This window comes from Viridibacillus sp. FSL R5-0888 (assembly GCF_038009105.1).
Classification (GTDB): Bacteria; Bacillota; Bacilli; order Bacillales_A; family Planococcaceae; genus Viridibacillus; species Viridibacillus arenosi.
The window spans coordinates 3,865,367-3,885,891 of the sequence record NZ_JBBPAU010000001.1 but is presented as its reverse complement, the minus strand read 5'-3'; the positions used below and the strand labels follow the sequence as shown (position 1 = coordinate 3,885,891).

Genomic DNA, 20,525 nt, shown 5'->3' with positions numbered 1-20,525 from the left:
CAGGAAAGAAGGATGAGAGATGAACCTATATACACGTACAGGTGATAAAGGGAAAACAAGTATTATCGGAGCGCGAGTTGATAAAGATAGTCAACGCGTTGAAACTTATGGCACAATCGATGAATTAAATTCATTTATCGGTAAAGCAATGACGGAACTAGATCCTGCTATTTTTAAAGATATATTAGAAGACTTAGAAGCAATGCAAAACGAATTATTCGATTGTGGTGGGGATCTTGCTAATGTCATGAAAGAACGTCATTACAAAATGACAGATGGGCCGATAGAAATTATGGAAAAACGAATTGATGTACTAATGGATGAACCACCATTACTTGAAAGATTTATCTTACCTGGGGGCTCACCAGCAGCTGCTACTTTACACATTGCACGTACAATTACACGTCGAGCAGAGCGCCAAATGGTCACATTACTAAAAGAATCCGAAGAGGGTGATGTACCATTAGTTGTACAACGTTATTTAAACCGTTTATCTGATTATTTATTTGCAGCAGCACGCGTAGTAAACGCTCGCTTAAATGTGCCAGATACTGAATACGTTCGAAGTGCCAAGGTATTTAAAGATGGTGGACGTTCAAAAAAAGCAAAGGAATGAATGATTAATTATGAAACTTAAAACCTTAACTTTAACAGCTATGATTGCAGCTCTATGTGCAGTAGGGGCAATGATTAAAGTGCCGGGTGGTTTGGGTTCTATGGCACTCGATTCGGCTCCTGCTTTTCTAGGTGCAGTCTTTTTACCACCAGTAGCCGCAGGTGCAGCAGCAGCGATTGGTCATCTTATATCGGCAATGACGGGTGGTTCTTTCCTTGGTCCATTGCATATCTTTATTGCTGTAGAGATGTTCATCATATTATGGGGCTTTGCTAAGTTTCATAATGCGGGAAAAAAATATTCGAAATGGATTTTTGCTATTATCGCTAACGGGATTTTAGCTCCGCTACCATTCTATTGGCTGAATTCACCAGAGTTTTTCTTTTCGATGGTACCGGTACTATTAATGACAACGCTTTTAAACGTAGTAATTGCAGCTGTTGTAATTCCCGTATTATCTCGTGCCTTTCAACGAAAAGAGGCGCATTAAAAAATGAGAAATGCTATGCAATTATCGAATGGCTTTATCGTTACAACAGATAATTCTGGAGCAATTGGAGAAAAAGAGCGAGATGTTGTTCAAGTGCCAGATGATGTAACAAGTTATTATTCTGCTAGAGTGACTTTACTAGAACAATGGGCTGCGGGTGCAGAACCTGAAGCAATAGTTATGCATAATTTCAGTAGTGAAGCGAGCTGGGGACGTTATGTGAAAGGTATTAAGCAATTATTTGATGAGTTAAGTCTACCAGTGCCACCGATTAAAGGTAGTTCTGAAACGAATATGCCTACTTTACAATCTGGTGTTGCCATCACAATGATAGGAGCTCCGGTTCGACCTTTAACGGATGTCAAAAAGCTTCATTGGTTTACATATGGTAAACCGTTAGTAGGGATTGAATTACTAAAGCATCCCGAATATATTGCAAATCTATTATTAGTGAAAAAAGCGCTCGATTCTAATATTATAGGGCGTATTTGGCCTGTCGGGTCAAAGGGAATCGACTCTGAAATTAGAAGCATGCTCGGAGACGTTTCTTTTTCAAACTCATTAGACTGTAAAAAAACGGCTGGTCCAGCGACGGTAATTTTACTAGGTATTGCTGAAGAACAAGTAAAATCTGCAGAACAACATTTTGGTACATTATTAGAACCTATAGTTTTTAAATAAATCGAAGACTAACCAATTACTAATTTAGTAATTGGTTAGTCTTTTTTTTAGAGCATTTTAGAAGAAATAGGTGGTGAGTTTATCTATAAAATTATTAGTAAATTAAATAATATAAAAGTCATCTAAAGGAAAATTCTGAATTCACATGTAATTCATTCGAAAATATGCTAGAATTTTTAATAAACTTTGAGAAATATGTATAAACAACAAGACATCGGTAATTTTATACGAAATCATTGAGAAACTTAAAATTATGAATTCTACAAATATTGTTGACTGAATGCTCATTCATATTTTACAATGATTACAACATACACATTTCATGGTAAAACACTAAGCGTACGTTTTAGCGAAATGTCACAATCGTATATCGAGCATCACAGAGGGGGAAATGTTATGAATCCATTGTTAATTGCAAACTGGATACTATTTTTAGTAGTAGTGACTTATGGTTTATTTTTATTCGGTTACTTGTTAAAGACGCGTTATGAATTCGTCAAAATGGGGAAACAAGTAGAATTTGACAATGATGTTAAAGCACGTTTACACAAAATTTGGGTGTATGTATTTGGACAGAAGAAGTTATTAAAAGATAAAAAAAGTGGAATTATCCACGTTATGTTTTTCTATGGCTTCATACTAGTCCAATTAGGCGCAATTGACTTCATCTGGAAAGGATTAAAACCGGGATCTCATTTACCTTTAGGACCCGTATATCCGTATTTCACATTCATGCAGGAAATTGTGTCGTTAGTAATTTTAGTCGCTGTTGTTTGGGCGTTTTACCGCCGCTATATTGAGAAGCTTGTCCGCTTAAAGCGTGGCTTTAAATCAGGACTAGTATTGATTTTCATCGGTGGCTTGATGGTTACAGTTCTAGCAGGTAATGGTATGGGGATGATTTGGCATGATCATGCTGCTACTTGGTCAGAGCCAATTGCATCATCTATTGCTACAGTATTTGGATTTTTGCCACCTACAGCTGCAACTGTAGTGTTCTTTGTTATGTGGTGGATTCATTTATTAATTCTTTTAACTTTCTTAGTGTATGTACCACAATCAAAGCACGCGCATCTAATTGCTGGACCAGTAAATGTTTACTTCAACCGTTTAGATCATGTTGGTAAGCTAACGCCTATTAACTTTGAAGAGATGGAAGAAGAAGGGGAAGATGGAGAAGAAGAAATTCCATCGTTCGGTGTGGGGAAAATTACGGATTTTACACAACTACAACTAATTGATTTATATGCTTGTGTAGAATGTGGCCGTTGTACGAATATGTGTCCAGCAAGTGGTACAGGAAAAATGTTGTCTCCAATGGACTTAATTACTAAACTACGTGATCACTTAACGTTTACAGGTGCCGTTGCAACACGTCAACAACCATGGGTACCATCATTCATGTTCAACAATGCAAAAGGAAATCAATTAGCACTTGCAGCTGGAGCAGAAGGTGCTGTTATTGAAGATATCTATAGTCCATCATTAATCGGAGATGTCATCACGGAAGAGGAAATCTGGGCTTGTACAACTTGCCGTAACTGTGAAGACCAATGTCCAGTAATGAATGAGCACGTTGATAAAATTATTGACCTTCGTCGATATTTAACAATGACAGAAGGACGTGTAAATCCAGACGCACAACGCGCAATGACTAACATTGAAAGACAAGGAAATCCGTGGGGAATTAATCGTAAAGAAAAAGAAAACTGGCGCGATGCTCGCCCGGATGTTCATATTCCAACTGTGAAAGAAGTATCAAAAGCTGGCGAAGAGTTCGAGTACTTATTCTGGGTTGGTTCAATGGGGTCATTTGATAACCGTTCACAAAAAATTGCATTATCTTTTGCTAAGTTGATGAACGAAGCGGGTGTGAAATTTGCGATTTTAGGTAACAAAGAAAAGAATTCAGGAGATACACCGCGTCGTCTAGGGAATGAATTTTTATTCCAAGAGTTAGCAACAGCTAATATTAGTGAATTTGAAAAAACAGATGTTACAAAATTAGTAACGATTGATCCTCATGCATATAATATTTTTAAAAATGAATATAGTGACTTTGGATGGACGGGTGAAGTGTATCACCATACAGAATTACTTTATGACTTAGTAAAACAAGGGCGTCTTAAACCGCAATTTGCAATTGAAGAAACTATAACGTTCCATGATTCATGCTACTTAGGCCGATACAACGATGTTTATGATCCACCGCGTGAAATCTTAAAAGCCATTCCAGGTGTGAAGTTAGTTGAAATGGAGCGTAATCGTGAAACAGGTATGTGTTGTGGAGCTGGTGGAGGCTTAATGTGGATGGAAGAGCATGTTGGGAACCGAGTGAATGTAGCTAGAACTGAGCAAGCACTTGCAGTGAATCCGACGATGATTTCATCAGGTTGTCCGTATTGCTTAACGATGCTTTCAGATGGTACAAAAGCTAAAGAAGTTGAAGAACAGGTAGGCACATATGATATTGCTGAATTACTAGAGAAATCAGTATGTGGAGAATATAAACCACCTGTAGAAGAAGTTGTTGAAGAACCAATTACTCAGTAATTAATTGCATTGAAATTGGTAATTATGTACAATATTACTAAGTGAAAAGAGAGTGCTAGACGCTCTCTTTTTTTCTAAAATTTTGTTGAGCGAGCGTTCAGTCGAGAAAATAAATGAATTCTCGTTTACTTTAAAAAGAATAATGTAAGCGTATGCAAAATAAAGACAAGGGGTGTCTGATTTGGCGAAAACAGTGATTTTAGATGGTGCGCGAACAGCATTTGGGAAATTTGGAGGAGCATTGAGTACTCTTACTGCCAGCGATCTAGGAGGAGTTGCTATTCAAGCAGCTTTGCAAAGAGCAAACGTCCTACCACATCAAGTAGATGAAGTTATTATGGGGAGTGTATTACAAGCGGGGCAAGGGCAAATACCATCTCGCCAAGCTGCTTCAAAAGCTGGAATTCCGTGGTCAGTGAAAACAGAAACGGTAAATAAGGTTTGCGCTTCGGGATTACGCAGTGTGACATTAGCTGATCAACTGATTCGTTTAGGGGACGAGGAAGTTATCGTAGCAGGTGGCATGGAGTCAATGTCAAATGCACCTTACTATTTACCAAAAGGTAGATTTGGCTTACGCATGGGAGATGCAACTATGGTAGACGGCATGGTATATGACGGCTTATCTTGTGCATTCGATCCACAACATGTACATATGGGGACATACGGAGACAGCACAGCAAAAGAATTTTCATTCTCAAGAGAAGTACAAGACGAATGGGCGTATCGAAGTCACAAAAGAGCACTAGATGCGATAGACACTGGTAAATTTGCAAAAGAAATTGTGTCCGTGACGATTCCACAGCGTAAAGGGAGTCCGTTAGAAATAGATACGGATGAAGCACCAAGAAGAGATACATCACTTCAATCTTTAGCAAAGCTTAGAGCAGCGTTTACGACTGAGGGTACGATTACAGCGGGAAATGCACCTGGTATTAATGATGGTGCTTGTGCAGTAGTTCTTATGAATGAAGAACGTGCTAAAGCAGAAAACCATACACCACTTGCATACATTTTAGGGCATGCAGAAATTGGTGTTGAACCGCAGCACTTCCCACAAACACCAGGTTTAGTCATCAACAAAATTTTAGAAAAGACAGGGAAAGCGTTACAAGAAATCGATTTGTTTGAAATTAACGAAGCATTTGCAGCTGTTGCGCTAGCAAGTAATCAAATTGCAGACCTAGATGCAGAGAAAGTTAATGTCAATGGTGGGGCAGTAGCATTAGGGCATCCAATTGGGGCATCAGGTGCACGAATTATTCTGACGTTAGCTTATGAATTAAAACGTCGTGGCGGAGGTATTGGTATTGCGGCTATTTGTTCTGGCGGAGGCCAAGGAGATGCCATCATGATTGAAGTACCAAAAACGGGGGGATTCGAGTAATGAGTATTCAAAAAATAATGGTTATTGGAGCTGGCCAAATGGGCTCTGGTATCGCACAAGTATGCGCACAAGCAGGATTCGACGTCAAACTAAATGATATGAAAGAAGAGTTTTTTGCAAGAGGTTTAGGAACGATTACAAAAAATCTTTCTCGTAATGTTGATAAAGGGCGCATGACGGAGAGTGAAAAAGAAGCCATTCTAGGTCGTCTAACAAAATCGCTCGATATTAATGATGCAAATGATGTTGATTTAGTCATTGAAGCAGCTGTTGAAAATATGGAAATTAAACAATCTATTTTCAAACAGCTGGATACTATTGCACCAGCACATGCTATTTTAGCTACTAACACTTCATCATTACCAATTACAGAGTTAGCAGCTGTGACTAATCGTCCAGAGCAAGTTATTGGGATGCATTTTATGAATCCTGTACCAGTGATGAAGCTCGTTGAAATTATTCGCGGCTTAGCTACTGCAGATGATGTCTATCAAACAATCGAAGACATGACGAAAAAACTTGAAAAAGTACCAGTAGAAGTAAATGATTTCCCGGGGTTTGTTGCAAATCGTATATTAATGCCGATGATCAACGAAGCCATCTATACACTTTATGAAGGTGTAGCGACGAAGGAAGCTATTGACGATGTCATGAAACTTGGTATGAATCATCCAATGGGACCGTTAACATTAGCAGATTTTATCGGTTTAGATACTTGTCTCTATATTATGGAAACATTATATGAAGGCTTTGGCGATAGCAAGTACCGACCATGCCCACTATTACGTAAATACGTGAAAGCAGGTTGGTTAGGTAAGAAATCGGGACGTGGCTTCTACATTTACGAATCTTAAAAGGGGTGTTCCACTATGGAATTGATGTTCACAGAAGAACAACTAATGATGCGCAAAATGGTACGAGATTTTGCGCAAACAGAAATTGCACCAAAAGTTGAGAGTATGGAAAATGGGGAATTTCCACGCGACATACTAGCTAAAATGGGAGAGCTAGGACTAATGGGCATTACAACACCAGAACAGTACGGTGGAGCAAATATGGATTTTACATCCTACATCATAGCAATAAATGAGTTATCGAGAGTAAGCGCGACAATAGGCGTGATTTTATCTGTCCATACGTCGGTTGTGACAAATCTTATTCTTTATTTTGGTAATGAAGAACAAAAACAAAAGTATGTGCCAATGCTCGCATCGGGAGAATATTTAGGTGCTTTTTGTTTAACAGAACCGTCCGCAGGATCTGACGCAGGTTCATTAAAATCTAAAGCAGTGAAGGACGGCAATAATTACATTATCAATGGTTCAAAGGTATTTATCACTAATGGTGGAGAGGCAGATGTATATATCGTTTTTGCTTCAACAGATCCATCGCTCGGTTCAAAAGGAATTTCCGCCTTTCTTGTCGAAAAAGGAACTGAAGGCTTAGTGATTGGTAAGGATGAACATAAAATGGGTTTACATGGCTCACGTACAGTTCAACTAAATTTCGATAATATGATTGTCCCTGCAGAAAATCTACTTGGCCAAGTGGGGGAAGGCTTTAAAATAGCTATGGCGAACTTAGATGTCGGTCGAATAGGCATAGCTTCACAGGCTCTTGGTATTGCTGAAGCCGCTTTAGAAGAATCAATTATCTATGCGCAACAACGTCACCAATTTGGGAAACCTATCTCTAGTAATCAGGGTGTAGGTTTTAAATTAGCTGATATGGCAACATCGGTCGAAGCTACTAGGTTACTCGTTTACCGTGCAGCAGATTTACGTGCCAAAGGATTAGCTTGTGGTAAGGAAGCATCTATGGCAAAACTTTTCGCTTCTAAAACTGCTGTAGAAGTAACAACAGAGGCAATTCAGGTATTTGGAGGATATGGCTATACGATGGACTATCCGGTTGAACGTTTTTTCCGAGATGCCAAAGTAACGGAAATTTACGAGGGTACTAGCGAAATTCAACGACTTGTTATAAGCAAACACTTAAACAAATAGGGGTAAAAAAACTAAAACAAAGGTGGAAAAAGAGATGAACTTTCAATTATCAGAAGAACATGAAATGATTCGTAAAATGGTACGTGATTTCGCTGAAAATGAAGTAGCGCCAACAGCTGCAGAACGCGACGAAACAGAAACTTTCGATCGTGCAATATTCGATAAAATGGCAGAGTTGGGCTTAACAGGTATTCCGTGGCCAGAAGAATATGGTGGTATCGGTTCTGACTTTTTAGCTTATTGTATTGCAGTTGAAGAATTATCTCGTGTTTGTGCTTCGACTGGAGTAACTCTTTCAGCACATACATCTTTAGCAGGATGGCCGATTTATAAATTTGGTAATGAAGAACAAAAACAAAAATACTTACGACCAATGGCTGAAGGTACAAAAATTGGCGGATATGGCTTAACGGAGCCGAGCTCAGGCTCAGATGCAGGTGGTATGAAAACTACAGCAAAATTAGATGGTGATGATTACATTTTAAATGGCTCAAAAATCTTCATCACAAACGGTGGTATTGCTGAAATTTATGTTGTATTTGCTGTTACAGATCCAACAGTTAAGAACGGAACAAGTGCATTCATAGTAGAATCTGATTTTGAAGGTTTTTCGGTTGGTAAAAAAGAAAAGAAACTAGGAATTCGCTCATCACCAACAACTGAAATTATTTTTGATAATTGCCGTGTACCAAAAGAAAACTTGTTAGGTGCGGAAGGCGATGGTTTTAAAATTGCCATGAAAACATTAGATGGTGGTCGGAATGGTATTGCTGCTCAAGCAGTTGGTATTGCACAAGGTGCATTGGATGCGTCTGTTGCATATGCAAAAGAGCGCGTTCAATTTGGCAAACCAATTACAGCAAATCAAGGTGTATCTTTTAAACTAGCAGATATGGCTACATCAATTGAAGCTTCAAGATTATTGACATATCAAGCTGCATGGTTAGAGTCGAACAATCTTCCTTACGGTAAAGCATCGGCTATGGCGAAATTGATGGCTGGAGATACAGCGATGAATGTAACAACTGAGGCGGTGCAAGTATTTGGAGGCTATGGCTATACAAAAGATTATCCAGTTGAACGATATATGCGTGATGCGAAAATCACTCAAATATACGAAGGAACACAAGAGATTCAACGTCTAGTGATTTCTCGTATGTTAACGAAATAATATATGGTAAAAAGACAAAATAAGAGACAAGTAGAATCGTCTGTTAAAGATGAAAGCCTGATAGAAAAGCGTAGGAATGAGATGATTCATGGAGCGGTTAAATTATTTAAACAAAAGGGCTTTCACCGTACGACGACTCGAGAAATCGCTAAAGAAGCTGGCTTTAGTATAGGAACGCTTTATGAATATATTCGAACGAAAGAAGATGTTCTGTATCTAGTTTGTGACAATATTTATCGTGAAGTAAGTTTAAGGTTAGCCAATTTACCGACGGAAGAAGGTACAATAGCAGGATTAAAGGCATCTATACGCCAGTATTTTTTGCTTATAGATTCCATGTCAGATGAAATTCTAGTCATGTACCAGGAGTCTAAATCTTTACCAAAAGATGCATTGCGTTACGTTTTAACAAAGGAACTTGAGATGGTTGGGTTATTTGAAAATCTATTAGCTGGTTGCGTACAGTCTGGGGAACTGTCTCTATCAGAAAAAGAAATCAATCTTATCGCAAATGATATCGTGGTGCAAGGTCAAACGTGGGCATTTAGACGATGGGCTTTCAAAAGAAATTATACAATTGATGATTATATCGATATGCAAACGACTATTTTCTTAAATGGTATTTTGAAGAAGTAACTCTTCGCTTTGTGCAAGGTAGGAAAACTCAAACTTTTCATATAGTTTTAGTTTCTATAACCTTGCACATTTTTTGTTCCAATGATTTCAGGGGAATGGTAAGAAAAACAACTTAGTTTTTTGTTCATAACAAGGGGGAGCTTATATATGGTTCAAGCAACAGTGTATCGTCCAAAAAATCACGTAAGATTTGTCACGGCTTCTAGTCTTTTTGATGGCCATGATGCATCGGTTAATATTATGCGTCGTATTTTGCAATCGAGTGGCGTCGAAGTAATTCATCTCGGACATAACCGCTCAGTTGAAGAAGTAGTCAACGCAGCAATCCAAGAAGATGCACAAGGGGTAGCAATTTCTTCTTATCAAGGTGGTCACGTTGAGTATTTTAAATATATGCAAGATTTATTTAGAGAAAAAGGAGCTCCACACATAGGTATTTTCGGCGGTGGAGGTGGTGTAATCTTACCTCGTGAAATTAAGGAACTACATGAATATGGTATTGCGGGGTTATTTTCGCCTGAAGATGGTCGTGAACTGGGATTACAAGGCATGATTAATAAAATGATTGAAAAAAGTGACTTCACTACGATTAAAGAGAACTTAATTAGTAAGTTAGATACATTATCAACGGAACAACCTGAAGTACTAGCGCAACTTATCACTGCAGCCGAAGAAGCAAAAGATGGTGAGTTAACAGACTTCCTAGAAAAAGCACGGAGTTTATCAAAAAACACACCTGTACTTGGTATTACTGGTACAGGAGGGGCAGGGAAAAGTTCTTTAACTGATGAATTGATTCGTCGATTTTTACAGGAATTCCCGGATAAAAAAGTTGCTATCCTATCAATTGATCCGACGAAGCAAAAGACTGGTGGGGCACTACTTGGAGACCGTATTCGTATGAATGCTATCTTTAATAATCGTGTTTATATGCGTAGTCTTGCAACACGGGGATCGCACTCTGAGCTTTCGGATGCAATTGCTGACGTATTAGATGTTGTGAAGGTAGCAGGATATGATCTAATCGTTGTTGAAACAAGCGGTATTGGTCAAGGTGATGCTGCTATTACAAAAATTTCTGATTTGTCCATGTACGTTATGACAAGTGAATTTGGTGCACCGACACAGCTAGAAAAAATTGATATGATTGATTTTGCTGATCTAATTGTCATTAACAAATTCGAACGTAAAGGGTCAGAAGATGCGCTTAGACAAGTACAGAAGCAATATCAACGTAGCCATGAGCTATGGACAAAAAACCTAGATGAAATGCCGGTATTTGGTACAATTGCTAGCCAGTTTAATGATAAAGGGACAAATTCTTTATTTGCAGAGCTTGTTCAGGTTATTAACGAAAAATGTGGTCTTGATTGGGTAACATCTTACGAGCATTTTGTGAAAACGCAAAAGCAAGATGTCATCATTCCAAATGATCGCCGTTACTACTTACGTGAAATTACAGACGCAATTCGTAACTATCATAAAAAATCCGAACAGCAAGTTGAATTTGCCCGAAAGCTATTCCAATTAGAAGGGGCAATTACAACTGTTCAAGAGAAAGCGCCAGATGATGCATTAATTGCATCACTCATTTCATTAGCTGAGGATATCAAAAATCAATTAACAGCAGAATCCAAGAACATTTTAGCGAATTGGAAAATGCTTAAGGAAGCATACTCGGGAGATGAATTTGTTACAAAAGTGCGTGACAAAGAAATCCGTACAATATTGACAACTACTAGTCTAGCAGGTTTAAAAATCCCAAAAGTTGTGTTACCAAAATTCGTAGATTACGGAGAAATATTACGTTGGGTATATAAAGAAAATGTACCGGGCTCATTCCCTTATACAGCTGGAGTTTTCCCTTTTAAACGTGAAGGAGAAGATCCGAAACGTCAATTTGCAGGTGAAGGGACACCAGAACGTACAAATAGACGCTTCCATTACTTATCTAAAGATGATGATGCAAAACGCTTATCAACAGCATTTGACTCTGTAACGTTGTACGGTGAAGATCCAGATTACCGTCCGGATATTTACGGTAAAGTTGGCGAATCAGGGGTTAGCATTTGTACACTAGAAGATATGAAGAAGCTTTATGATGGCTTTGATCTATGTGCACCGTCTACATCTGTGTCCATGACAATCAATGGACCAGCTCCAATTATTTTAGCAATGTTCATGAACACAGCTGTCGATCAACAAGTGAAAATAAAAGAAAGTAAATTAGGACGATGCTTAACTGTTGAAGAATTCACTGACGTTCGTGAAAAAACGCTTCAAGTTGTGCGGGGGACAGTGCAGGCTGACATTTTAAAAGAAGATCAAGGACAGAATACATGTATTTTCTCTACAGAATTCGCATTACGTATGATGGGGGACATTCAACAATATTTCATCGACCAAAAAGTACGTAACTATTATTCTGTATCAATTTCTGGATATCATATTGCAGAAGCAGGTGCGAACCCAATTTCACAGCTAGCATTTACTTTGGCTAATGGTTTCACTTATGTGGAATACTATTTAAGTCGTGGCATGAATATTGATGATTTCGCACCAAACCTATCTTTCTTCTTCTCCAATGGCTTAGATCCAGAATATACAGTAATCGGTCGAGTAGCTCGTCGTATTTGGTCGATTGTTATGCGTGACAAATACGGTGCAAATGAACGTAGTCAGAAGCTAAAATACCATATCCAAACTTCTGGTCGTAGCTTACATGCACAAGAAATCGACTTCAATGATATTCGTACAACATTACAAGCATTGATGGCATTGCATGATAACTGTAATTCATTACACACGAATGCATATGACGAAGCGATTACAACACCAACAGAAGAATCTGTTCGACGCGCAATGGCTATCCAAATGATCATTACAAAAGAACACGGGTTAACAAAAAATGAAAACCCATTACAAGGTGCATTCATAATCGAAGAACTAACTGATCTTGTAGAAAATGCAGTATTGGAAGAGTTCGATCGTATTAATGATAGAGGTGGAGTTCTTGGAGCGATGGAAACCCAATACCAACGTGGCAAGATTCAAGAGGAATCAATGTACTATGAAATGCTGAAACACTCAGGTGAACTACCAATCATCGGTGTTAACACATACTTGAATCCAAATCCACCTTCATCAGAAGCAATCGATAGTATGGAAATTGCCAGAGCATCACAAGAAGAAAAGGAAACACAAATTCAAAATCTACAAAAATTCCAAACAAAACATGCCAATGAAGTTGAAGTCGCTATTCAAAAACTAAAAGAAGTAGCGGTAACAGGAGGCAACATCTTTGCAGAACTAATGGAAACCGTAAAATACGCAAGTCTAGGTCAAATCACCAATGCCCTATACCAAGTAGGAGGGCAATACAGACGGAATATGTAACTAAATGCTGAAACGGCCCTCGTTGAGAGGAAGATAGCCTAAGTACGCCACGTCCTGTGGCAACGGCTATCTGACCCACATCCTGTGGGCCTCCGACAAGCACTGGAAGGCTCGAAACAAAAGCATTACTTAAGCTTTTGTCCGAGAGACTGAAGTGACCTCGAGGGGCTGGCCGCTGAAGCTGGATACATCACTTTAGGAAGGCAACCTAAGTACGCGACGTCCTGTCGCAACGGTTGCATGACTAACATCCTGTTAGCCCAAGGCGCTCGTTAAGCTATGAGGACGTTGGAGGGCGGAAGCCAAAGTCGCTTTTTGACTTTGAGTGCCCGACCGAAACGACCTGAGTAGCTAGCGCCAGAAGCTGAATATGTAACTAAATGCTGAATGCACTCGTTTAGTGGAAGATAACCTAAATTAGTCGTTTCCTATAGTGATAGCTAACTGATCCACATCCTGTTGCTCCAGGACATTCACAAGAATTGTACAAATAAACACTAGCTAAAACGCCACTTTCGATGCCCATAAAAGTAATGGAAATGTACAATACTATCAAGAGATAAAAATTAGTGGAAAATAAAAAATGAAGGAACTAATCATTTCATTAGCCCCTTCATTTTTATTTTTTGTATAATAGGGAGTAAAACAAATTTTAAGGAGTTCTTGTTTATATGAAAAGCTTACTACATTGTCTATTTATCATAATTTGCCTGGTACTTATATTCTTTTTGTATAACAAGCAATTAGGGGCCATCCCCATCCTTATTTTTTCCATATATCTTTTTGTTTATGGGTTTCGACAATTGAGAAATCAAAAAAAGAATAATTGATTGTGGCGTAATCAAAGAAAGATTGTATATAATGGATATTATGTTTATGTATTAAGAAGGGACGTGCACGATTTGAACTTTCGTGAAATGACAAAAGAACAACTATCAGAAGAATCGTTTATCGATTTAGCATACGGAATTTTAGATTCAAAAAAACAACCATTAACTTTCCCAGAACTGATGAAAGAAATCCAAGCAATAAAAGGTTGTGATGATGCAGAAGTAAAAGAGCGCTTGCAACAATTTTATACAGATCTTAACATTGAGGGTCGTTTTATTGTACTAGGTGAAAACCGTTGGGGACTTCGCGAGTGGTATGCAATTGAACAAATCGAAGAAGAAACAGCGCCAACAGTAAAAGTCCGCAAGAAAAAAGCTAAAGCAGTAATTGACGATGAAGATGAACTTGAACTTGAAGAAGAAGAATTAGACTTCGATGAAAACTTCGATGAATTCGTTGAAGATCCAACCGAAGAAGATGAAGAAGAAGAAGAGGAAGAATTCGAAGATGTTACAATCGATGATATCGATGAAGACCTTGATGAAGACTTGCTTGAAGAAGAAGATGAATTCGAAATTGATGAAGAAGATGATGAGTTAGAAGAAGAGGAAGAAGAATAATTTCTTGACTTCTAGCTGAGTTCCATATAATCTTTTACTTGGGCTCCTTAAAAGGAGAATGACCGTATAATTTATACGCTCCCCCTGCATATTATGCGGGAGGAGCGTTTTTTATTTTTTTAGTGTTTAATTTAAAGGAGGAATTGGCTTTGACTAAATATATTTTCGTAACAGGTGGGGTTGTATCATCACTTGGTAAAGGTATTACAGCTGCATCACTTGGACGTTTACTGAAGAACCGAGGATTAGAAGTAACAATCCAAAAATTTGACCCATACATCAATCTTGACCCAGGTACAATGAGTCCGTACCAACACGGGGAAGTTTTCGTAACAGATGATGGCGCAGAGGCAGACTTAGATTTAGGTCACTATGAACGTTTCATCGATATTAACTTAGGGAAACACAGTACAGTAACTTCTGGACGTGTTTACTCTTCTGTTTTGAGAAAAGAACGTCGTGGAGATTATAACGGTGGAACTGTACAAGTTATTCCACATATTACAAACGAAATTAAAGAACGTATCCAACGTGCAGGTCGTGAAACAAGCGCAGATGTGGTTATTACAGAAGTAGGTGGTACAGTAGGTGATATCGAATCACTACCATTCCTAGAAGCTATTCGTCAAATGAAATCAGACCTTGGTGGGGAAAACGTAATGTACATTCACTGTACTTTAATCCCTTACATCAAAGCAGCTGGTGAATTAAAAACAAAACCAACACAACACTCTGTAAAAGAATTACGTTCTTTAGGTATTCAACCAACTCTTCTTGTAGTACGTACAGAACAAGAAGTACCACAAGAAATGAAAGAAAAATTAGCACTATTCTGTGACGTAAAAGCAAGTAACGTTATCGAATGTCAAGATGCAAAACATTTATATGAAGTACCATTAAACCTACAAGCACAAGGTATGGATGATATCGTTCTTGAACACTTTGGTATCTCTGCACCACAAGCAGACATGGTTGAATGGACGTCATTAGTAGATCGCGTATTAAACTTATCTAAAACAGTGAAAATTGCACTTGTTGGTAAATACGTTGAATTACAAGATGCTTATCTATCAGTAGTTGAAGCGTTAAAACACGCTGGATATCCAGTAGATGCAGATATTGATGTAGACTGGATCAATTCTGAAGATGTTACAGCTGAAAATGTTGAAGAATTATTGAAAAATGCAGATGGTATCCTTGTACCAGGTGGCTTTGGTGACCGTGGTGTTGAAGGTAAAATCATTGCAACTCAATATGCACGTGAAAATGACGTGCCGTTCTTAGGTATTTGCCTAGGTATGCAATTAGCAACTGTTGAATTTGCACGTAATGTTCTAAACTTAGAAGGCGCGCACTCATCAGAACTAGATGCGGACACTAAATACCCTATCATCGATCTTTTACCAGAACAAAAAGACGTGGAGGATTTAGGTGGAACACTTCGTCTAGGTCTTTATCCATGTAAATTAAAATCAGATTCTAAAGCTATGGAAGCATATGGTGAAGAAATAGTCTATGAACGTCACCGTCATCGTTATGAGTTTAATAACGAGTACCGTGAAGCATTTGAAGCAGCAGGATTCGTCTTCTCAGGTACAAGCCCAGACGGCCGTTTAGTTGAAATTGTTGAATTACCAGAGAACAAATTCTTCGTGGCATCTCAATTCCACCCAGAATTTATCTCACGTCCGAACCGTCCACAACCATTATTTAGAGAATTCATCGCAGCAGCAGTTAAATAAATTCTGTTTTTGCGTTACAAGACTTGAATATCTTTATATGGCTCGAGTTCAAAATGGTTTTTCAGATTCAATTGAGTAACTAGCATACAAAGGGCATACAAAGTTTGTTAGCTAGAAAAACAAAAGATTTATACAAAGAGACTACTCCACATGTTTAAATGAAGAGTAGTCTCTTTTTTTGTGGAAAATAAATAAATTAGACCATACTATAACAGTAATCATAATCATTCAAATAACTAAAAAACACAAAAAAACCACTCCAAGAATTTATAGAGTGGCCAGAAAAAGTTGGATTATTACTAATCATTAGATAGCATTTCGTCATAAGACATTTTAACAGCTTCGTATACAAACAGTGCAGCGAAACTATATGGCAGTACAATTCGTTCACCGGTATCATTTGGCAATAACCCTTTTTTGATGCCTAATGATACATAGGTATAAGCTAAATCAGCCATCTCGCCACTATCTTCAGCTTTTTCACTTGCAACTACAGCAAATGGAATAAATAAATCGTATAATGAATGTGCCAATTCGAGAGCCTGTGGATCGTTTGCGTGACGAGTGAAAATACATACACGGTCTGTTGATACTAATTTTGTATTTTTAGACCAAGGGTTTAATTTTGTAAAAGGTTCTGCACTGTGCAAAGCATTATCTTCAATTGCTTGCATTTCATCAAAACAAGCAAAATATACAGTTCCTTCAGCGATACCGGCTTGCGCTAATAATCGAGCAGTTTCTTCTATTGCTTCTTCTTGACTAGTCGAAATTCTTTGTAAGAGACCGCCAAGCTGTGTCGACAACATTTTCAACATAATATTCACCTCACGGCTTTTATTATAATAATTGTTCATTTTAAATGCAAAATGAATTATTTTAATGTATTAAAAGGGAAAATGAGGTATATTATCGAATAATACGTACGGGGGAATAAAAAAAGGGAGTATGGTAAAGGTGAAAAAAATACTTATAGTAGATGATCAACAAGGAATTCGCTTACTACTCAATGAGGTGTTCAAGAAAGAAGGCTATGAAACATATCTAGCGGCTAACGGTCTTGAAGCTTTGCAATATATAGATAAAATAATGATGGATTGTGTCTTGTTAGATATGAAAATTCCTGGTATGGATGGAATTGAAATACTAAAACGTATAAATAAACAATTGCCTGACCTGCCTGTACTTATGATGACAGCTTATGGCGAATTGGATTTGATTAAAGAAGCAGAGGCGCTTGGTGCTAAGCATTACTTTACAAAACCATTCGACATCTACGAAGTGCGAGACGTGGTCAATAAAATATTGAAAGATTGATGGTGAGCAGTGGTCAACGACGTATGTTTTTGATATTATGAGTTATGATATTAAGTAACCTTAATACCACGATTCATACTAGAGGAGGAATTTGTAATGGCTTTGGTTTCCATGAAAGAAATGTTGATTAAAGGTAAAAAAGAAGGTTATGCAGTTGGTCAATTCAACATCAATAACCTTGAATTCACTCAAGCTATTTTACTTGCTGCAGAAGAAGAAAAATCACCAGTAATTTTAGGTGTTTCTGAAGGTGCGGGGAAATACATGGGAGGATTTATTGCCGTAGTCCACATGGTAAAAGGCCTGATCGAAAGCTACAAGATTACAGTTCCAGTAGCAATTCACTTAGACCACGGTTCAAGCTTCGAAAAATGTAAAGAAGCAATTGATGCTGGTTTTACATCAGTTATGATTGATGCTTCACACCATTCGTTCGAAGAGAATGTTGAAATCACTTCTAAGGTGGTTGAATATGCACACGCTAGAGGTGTTTCTGTGGAAGCAGAACTCGGCACAGTTGGTGGCGATGAAGATGGAGTAATTGGTGGCATCATGTATGCAGATCCACAAGAATGTAAAAAACTTGTAGAAGCTACAAATATTGATTGCCTTGCACCTGCATTAGGTTCAGTTCATGGTCCTTATCAAGGTGAGCCAAACTTAGGTTTTAAAGAAATGGAAGAAATCTCAAACTTAGCTGACTTACCATTAGTATTACATGGTGGTACTGGTATTCCTTTAAAAGATATTCAACGTTCAATCTCTTTAGGAACAGCTAAAATAAACGTTAATACTGAAAACCAAATTGCTGCTACAAAAGCAGTTCGTGAAGTATTAGCAAATGACACTAAAGTTTATGATCCACGTAAATATTTAATTCCAGCTCGTGATGCTATTAAAGCGACAGTTATTGGCAAAATACGCGAATTCGGAAGTGCTCAAAAAGCATAATTAATTAGGTGAAATGAGGAGAAGTGTTCGGTTAAATTAATCGGCCCTTCTCCTATTTTCCATCATCCAGGGGGATATTATAATGAAATTTTTTATCGATACAGCTAACTTTGAAGAAATCAAAGAAGCGCATTCTTGGGGAATTATCTCAGGTGTAACAACAAATCCATCATTAGTAGCAAAAGAACAAAATATCTCATTCCACGATCGTCTACGTGAAATTGCGGAATTAGTAGATGGTTCTATTAGTGGAGAAGTAATTTCACTAGATGCAGAAGGCATGATTAAAGAAGGTCTTGAACTTGCTGCAATTGCACCGAATATTACTGTGAAACTACCAATGACACCAGCTGGTTTAACAGCTTGTTCTACACTATCAAAAAAAGGCATTAAGACAAACGTTACATTAATCTTTAGTGCAAACCAAGCACTATTAGCAGCTCGTGCGGGAGCAACTTACGTATCTCCATTCTTAGGTCGTTTAGATGATCTTGGCCAAGATGGCATTGAGTTAGTACGCCAAATCGCTGAAATCTTCGCTATTCATGAAATCCCTACGCAAATTATTGCAGCTTCTATTCGTCACCCACAACATATTACAGAAGCGGCTCTTGCTGGTGCACATATTTCCACAACTCCATTTAAAGTTTTAGCTCAATTATTCAAACATCCTTTAACTGATAAAGGAATTGAAGGTTTCTTAGCGGATTGGAATAAGAAAAACGGTTAATAATAATAGAAATATCCGAAGATGAAGGAGATTTACATGGACGTTTATAAAATTAACGGCGACAAGCGTTTGCAAGGTACAATCAAAGTAAACGGCGCTAAAAATAGTGCTGTGGCCTTAATTCCAGCATCCATATTGGCTAATTCACCCGTCACGATCGAAGGCTTACCAGAAATTCTAGACGTTACAACATTGAAAGCCTTACTTGAAGAAATTGGTGGAGAAGTACAATTTTCTGACGGTCATATGGTTATTGATCCTCGAGGAATGGTTGATATGCCTTTACCAAATGGCAATGTCAAAAAACTTCGCGCTTCGTACTATATGATGGGAGCGATGTTAGGACGATTTAAAAAGGCTGTTATTGGATTACCTGGTGGTTGTCATTTAGGACCACGCCCGATTGATCAACATATTAAAGGCTTTGAAGCATTAGGCGCTAAAGTAACAAATGAGCATGGTGCAATCTATTTACGAGCTGATGAATTAGTAGGTGCTAAAATCTATTTAGATGTTAGCAGTGTAGGGGCCACTATTAACATCATGCTTGCTGCAGTTAAAGCAAAAGGACGCACAGTCATTGAAAATGCTGCAAAAGAACCCGAGATTATTGATGTTGCCACGTTACTAACGAATATGGGAGCTAAGATTAAAGGTGCAGGTACGAACGTTATTCGTATTGATGGCGTTGAAGAGTTACACGGTACAAATCATACAATTATTCCAGACAGAATAGAAGCTGGTACATTTATGATAATGGCCGCAGCAATTGGTGATGGTATTATAATCGATAATGTAATTCCTTTACACGTAGAAGCTGTTACAGCGAAACTACGAGAAATGGGCGTCAAAATCATTGAGGAAGAAGAGAGAATCATCATTCCTAAAGTTGAAAAACTTCAGGCTGTTGATGTGAAAACTCTTGTATATCCAGGTTTCCCTACGGATTTACAACAACCCTTTACTGTATTATTAACACAATCTCAAGGTTCATCAGTCGTGACAGATACAATCTATTCTGCCCGTTTTAAACATATTGATGAAATAGCCCGCATGGGAGCAAATGGTAAAGTAGAAGGACGTACAGCCATTATTAATGGTTCGACTAAGCTAGAAGCTGCTACAGTTACTGCTACAGATTTAAGAGCAGGTGCAGCACTGGTTATTGCAGGCTTATTAGCTAAGGGCGAAACAGAAATCCATGACATTTTCCACATAGAAAGAGGCTATAGTTCATTGGTTCTGAAGCTACGTGCGCTTGGTGCAGATATTCGCCGTGAATCGCTACCTTCAGAACAAGAAAACAAAGCCACAAATAGATAAAACTGAAAAAAAGTCGCACAGAATTATCTGTGTGCTACAATAGATTTAGTTTTAAAGGATTCCAACCATTTAATG

General features: G+C 38.1%; 17 protein-coding genes. 16 read left to right on the top strand and 1 reads right to left on the bottom strand.

Features of this window, described 5'->3' with window-relative positions; all coding sequences use genetic code 11:
- Positions 1-19: 19 nt before the first annotated feature.
- The 12 genes from MKY02_RS19240 to MKY02_RS19185 all read left to right on the top strand — a co-directional run bounded on the left by MKY02_RS19240 (position 20) and on the right by MKY02_RS19185 (position 16,129).
- Positions 20-616: a cob(I)yrinic acid a,c-diamide adenosyltransferase gene (locus MKY02_RS19240; RefSeq protein ID WP_038180107.1), complete on the top strand. Its 597-nt coding sequence runs from the start codon at positions 20-22 to the stop codon at positions 614-616.
- Positions 617-626: 10 nt separating this feature from the next.
- Complete coding sequence (locus MKY02_RS19235) at positions 627-1,106, top strand: ECF transporter S component (RefSeq protein ID WP_038180106.1); 480 nt, start codon at positions 627-629, stop codon at positions 1,104-1,106.
- A 3-nt stretch (positions 1,107-1,109) separates the two neighbouring features.
- Entirely contained in the window at positions 1,110-1,787 is a 678-nt protein-coding gene (locus tag MKY02_RS19230) for a hypothetical protein (protein ID WP_038180102.1), read from the top strand.
- A gap of 396 nt (positions 1,788-2,183) precedes the next feature.
- Positions 2,184-4,340, top strand: a complete 2,157-nt coding sequence (locus MKY02_RS19225) for a (Fe-S)-binding protein (protein ID WP_038180099.1) — start codon at positions 2,184-2,186, stop codon at positions 4,338-4,340.
- A 181-nt stretch (positions 4,341-4,521) separates the two neighbouring features.
- A complete protein-coding gene (locus tag MKY02_RS19220) occupies positions 4,522-5,727 on the top strand; it encodes an acetyl-CoA C-acetyltransferase (protein ID WP_038180097.1) in 1,206 nt (401 codons plus the stop codon).
- Complete coding sequence (locus MKY02_RS19215) at positions 5,727-6,581, top strand: 3-hydroxybutyryl-CoA dehydrogenase (protein ID WP_038180094.1); 855 nt, start codon at positions 5,727-5,729, stop codon at positions 6,579-6,581. The genes MKY02_RS19220 and MKY02_RS19215 overlap by 1 nt, the downstream gene beginning before the upstream one ends.
- A 15-nt stretch (positions 6,582-6,596) precedes the next feature.
- A complete protein-coding gene (locus MKY02_RS19210; RefSeq protein ID WP_038180092.1) occupies positions 6,597-7,733 on the top strand; it encodes an acyl-CoA dehydrogenase in 1,137 nt (378 codons plus the stop codon).
- 34 nt (positions 7,734-7,767) lie between these two features.
- Positions 7,768-8,904 (top strand): acyl-CoA dehydrogenase, encoded by a 1,137-nt coding sequence (locus tag MKY02_RS19205; protein WP_076034288.1) that lies wholly within the window; start codon positions 7,768-7,770, stop codon positions 8,902-8,904.
- A gap of 3 nt (positions 8,905-8,907) precedes the next feature.
- Complete coding sequence (locus MKY02_RS19200; RefSeq protein ID WP_038180088.1) at positions 8,908-9,540, top strand: TetR/AcrR family transcriptional regulator; 633 nt, start codon at positions 8,908-8,910, stop codon at positions 9,538-9,540.
- Positions 9,541-9,687: 147 nt separating this feature from the next.
- Complete coding sequence (gene icmF / locus MKY02_RS19195) at positions 9,688-12,936, top strand: fused isobutyryl-CoA mutase/GTPase IcmF (RefSeq protein ID WP_038180086.1); 3,249 nt, start codon at positions 9,688-9,690, stop codon at positions 12,934-12,936.
- 893 nt (positions 12,937-13,829) lie between these two features.
- Positions 13,830-14,387, top strand: a complete 558-nt coding sequence (gene rpoE / locus MKY02_RS19190) for a DNA-directed RNA polymerase subunit delta (protein WP_038180085.1) — start codon at positions 13,830-13,832, stop codon at positions 14,385-14,387.
- Between the two features lie 149 nt (positions 14,388-14,536).
- The gene (locus tag MKY02_RS19185) at positions 14,537-16,129 is read left to right on the top strand and encodes a CTP synthase (RefSeq protein WP_038180084.1); all 1,593 of its coding nucleotides are present in this window, start codon (positions 14,537-14,539) and stop codon (positions 16,127-16,129) included.
- A gap of 299 nt (positions 16,130-16,428) precedes the next feature.
- Here the strand turns inward: MKY02_RS19185 and MKY02_RS19180 are convergent, their stop codons facing one another.
- Positions 16,429-16,947, bottom strand: coding sequence for a DUF2529 family protein (locus MKY02_RS19180; RefSeq protein WP_038180083.1), 519 nt, complete (start codon positions 16,945-16,947; stop codon positions 16,429-16,431).
- Positions 16,948-17,086: 139 nt separating this feature from the next.
- On the opposite strand from MKY02_RS19180, the gene MKY02_RS19175 reads away from it, so the two are divergent.
- From MKY02_RS19175 to MKY02_RS19160, 4 genes are all read left to right on the top strand, one after another.
- A complete protein-coding gene (locus MKY02_RS19175) occupies positions 17,087-17,446 on the top strand; it encodes a response regulator (RefSeq protein ID WP_038180081.1) in 360 nt (119 codons plus the stop codon).
- Positions 17,447-17,542: 96 nt separating this feature from the next.
- Positions 17,543-18,397: a class II fructose-bisphosphate aldolase gene (locus tag MKY02_RS19170; RefSeq protein ID WP_038180079.1), complete on the top strand. Its 855-nt coding sequence runs from the start codon at positions 17,543-17,545 to the stop codon at positions 18,395-18,397.
- Positions 18,398-18,479: 82 nt separating this feature from the next.
- Positions 18,480-19,127: a fructose-6-phosphate aldolase gene (gene fsa, locus MKY02_RS19165; RefSeq protein ID WP_038180078.1), complete on the top strand. Its 648-nt coding sequence runs from the start codon at positions 18,480-18,482 to the stop codon at positions 19,125-19,127.
- A gap of 36 nt (positions 19,128-19,163) precedes the next feature.
- Positions 19,164-20,450, top strand: a complete 1,287-nt coding sequence (locus MKY02_RS19160) for a UDP-N-acetylglucosamine 1-carboxyvinyltransferase (RefSeq protein WP_340711624.1) — start codon at positions 19,164-19,166, stop codon at positions 20,448-20,450.
- Positions 20,451-20,525 lie beyond the last annotated feature (75 nt).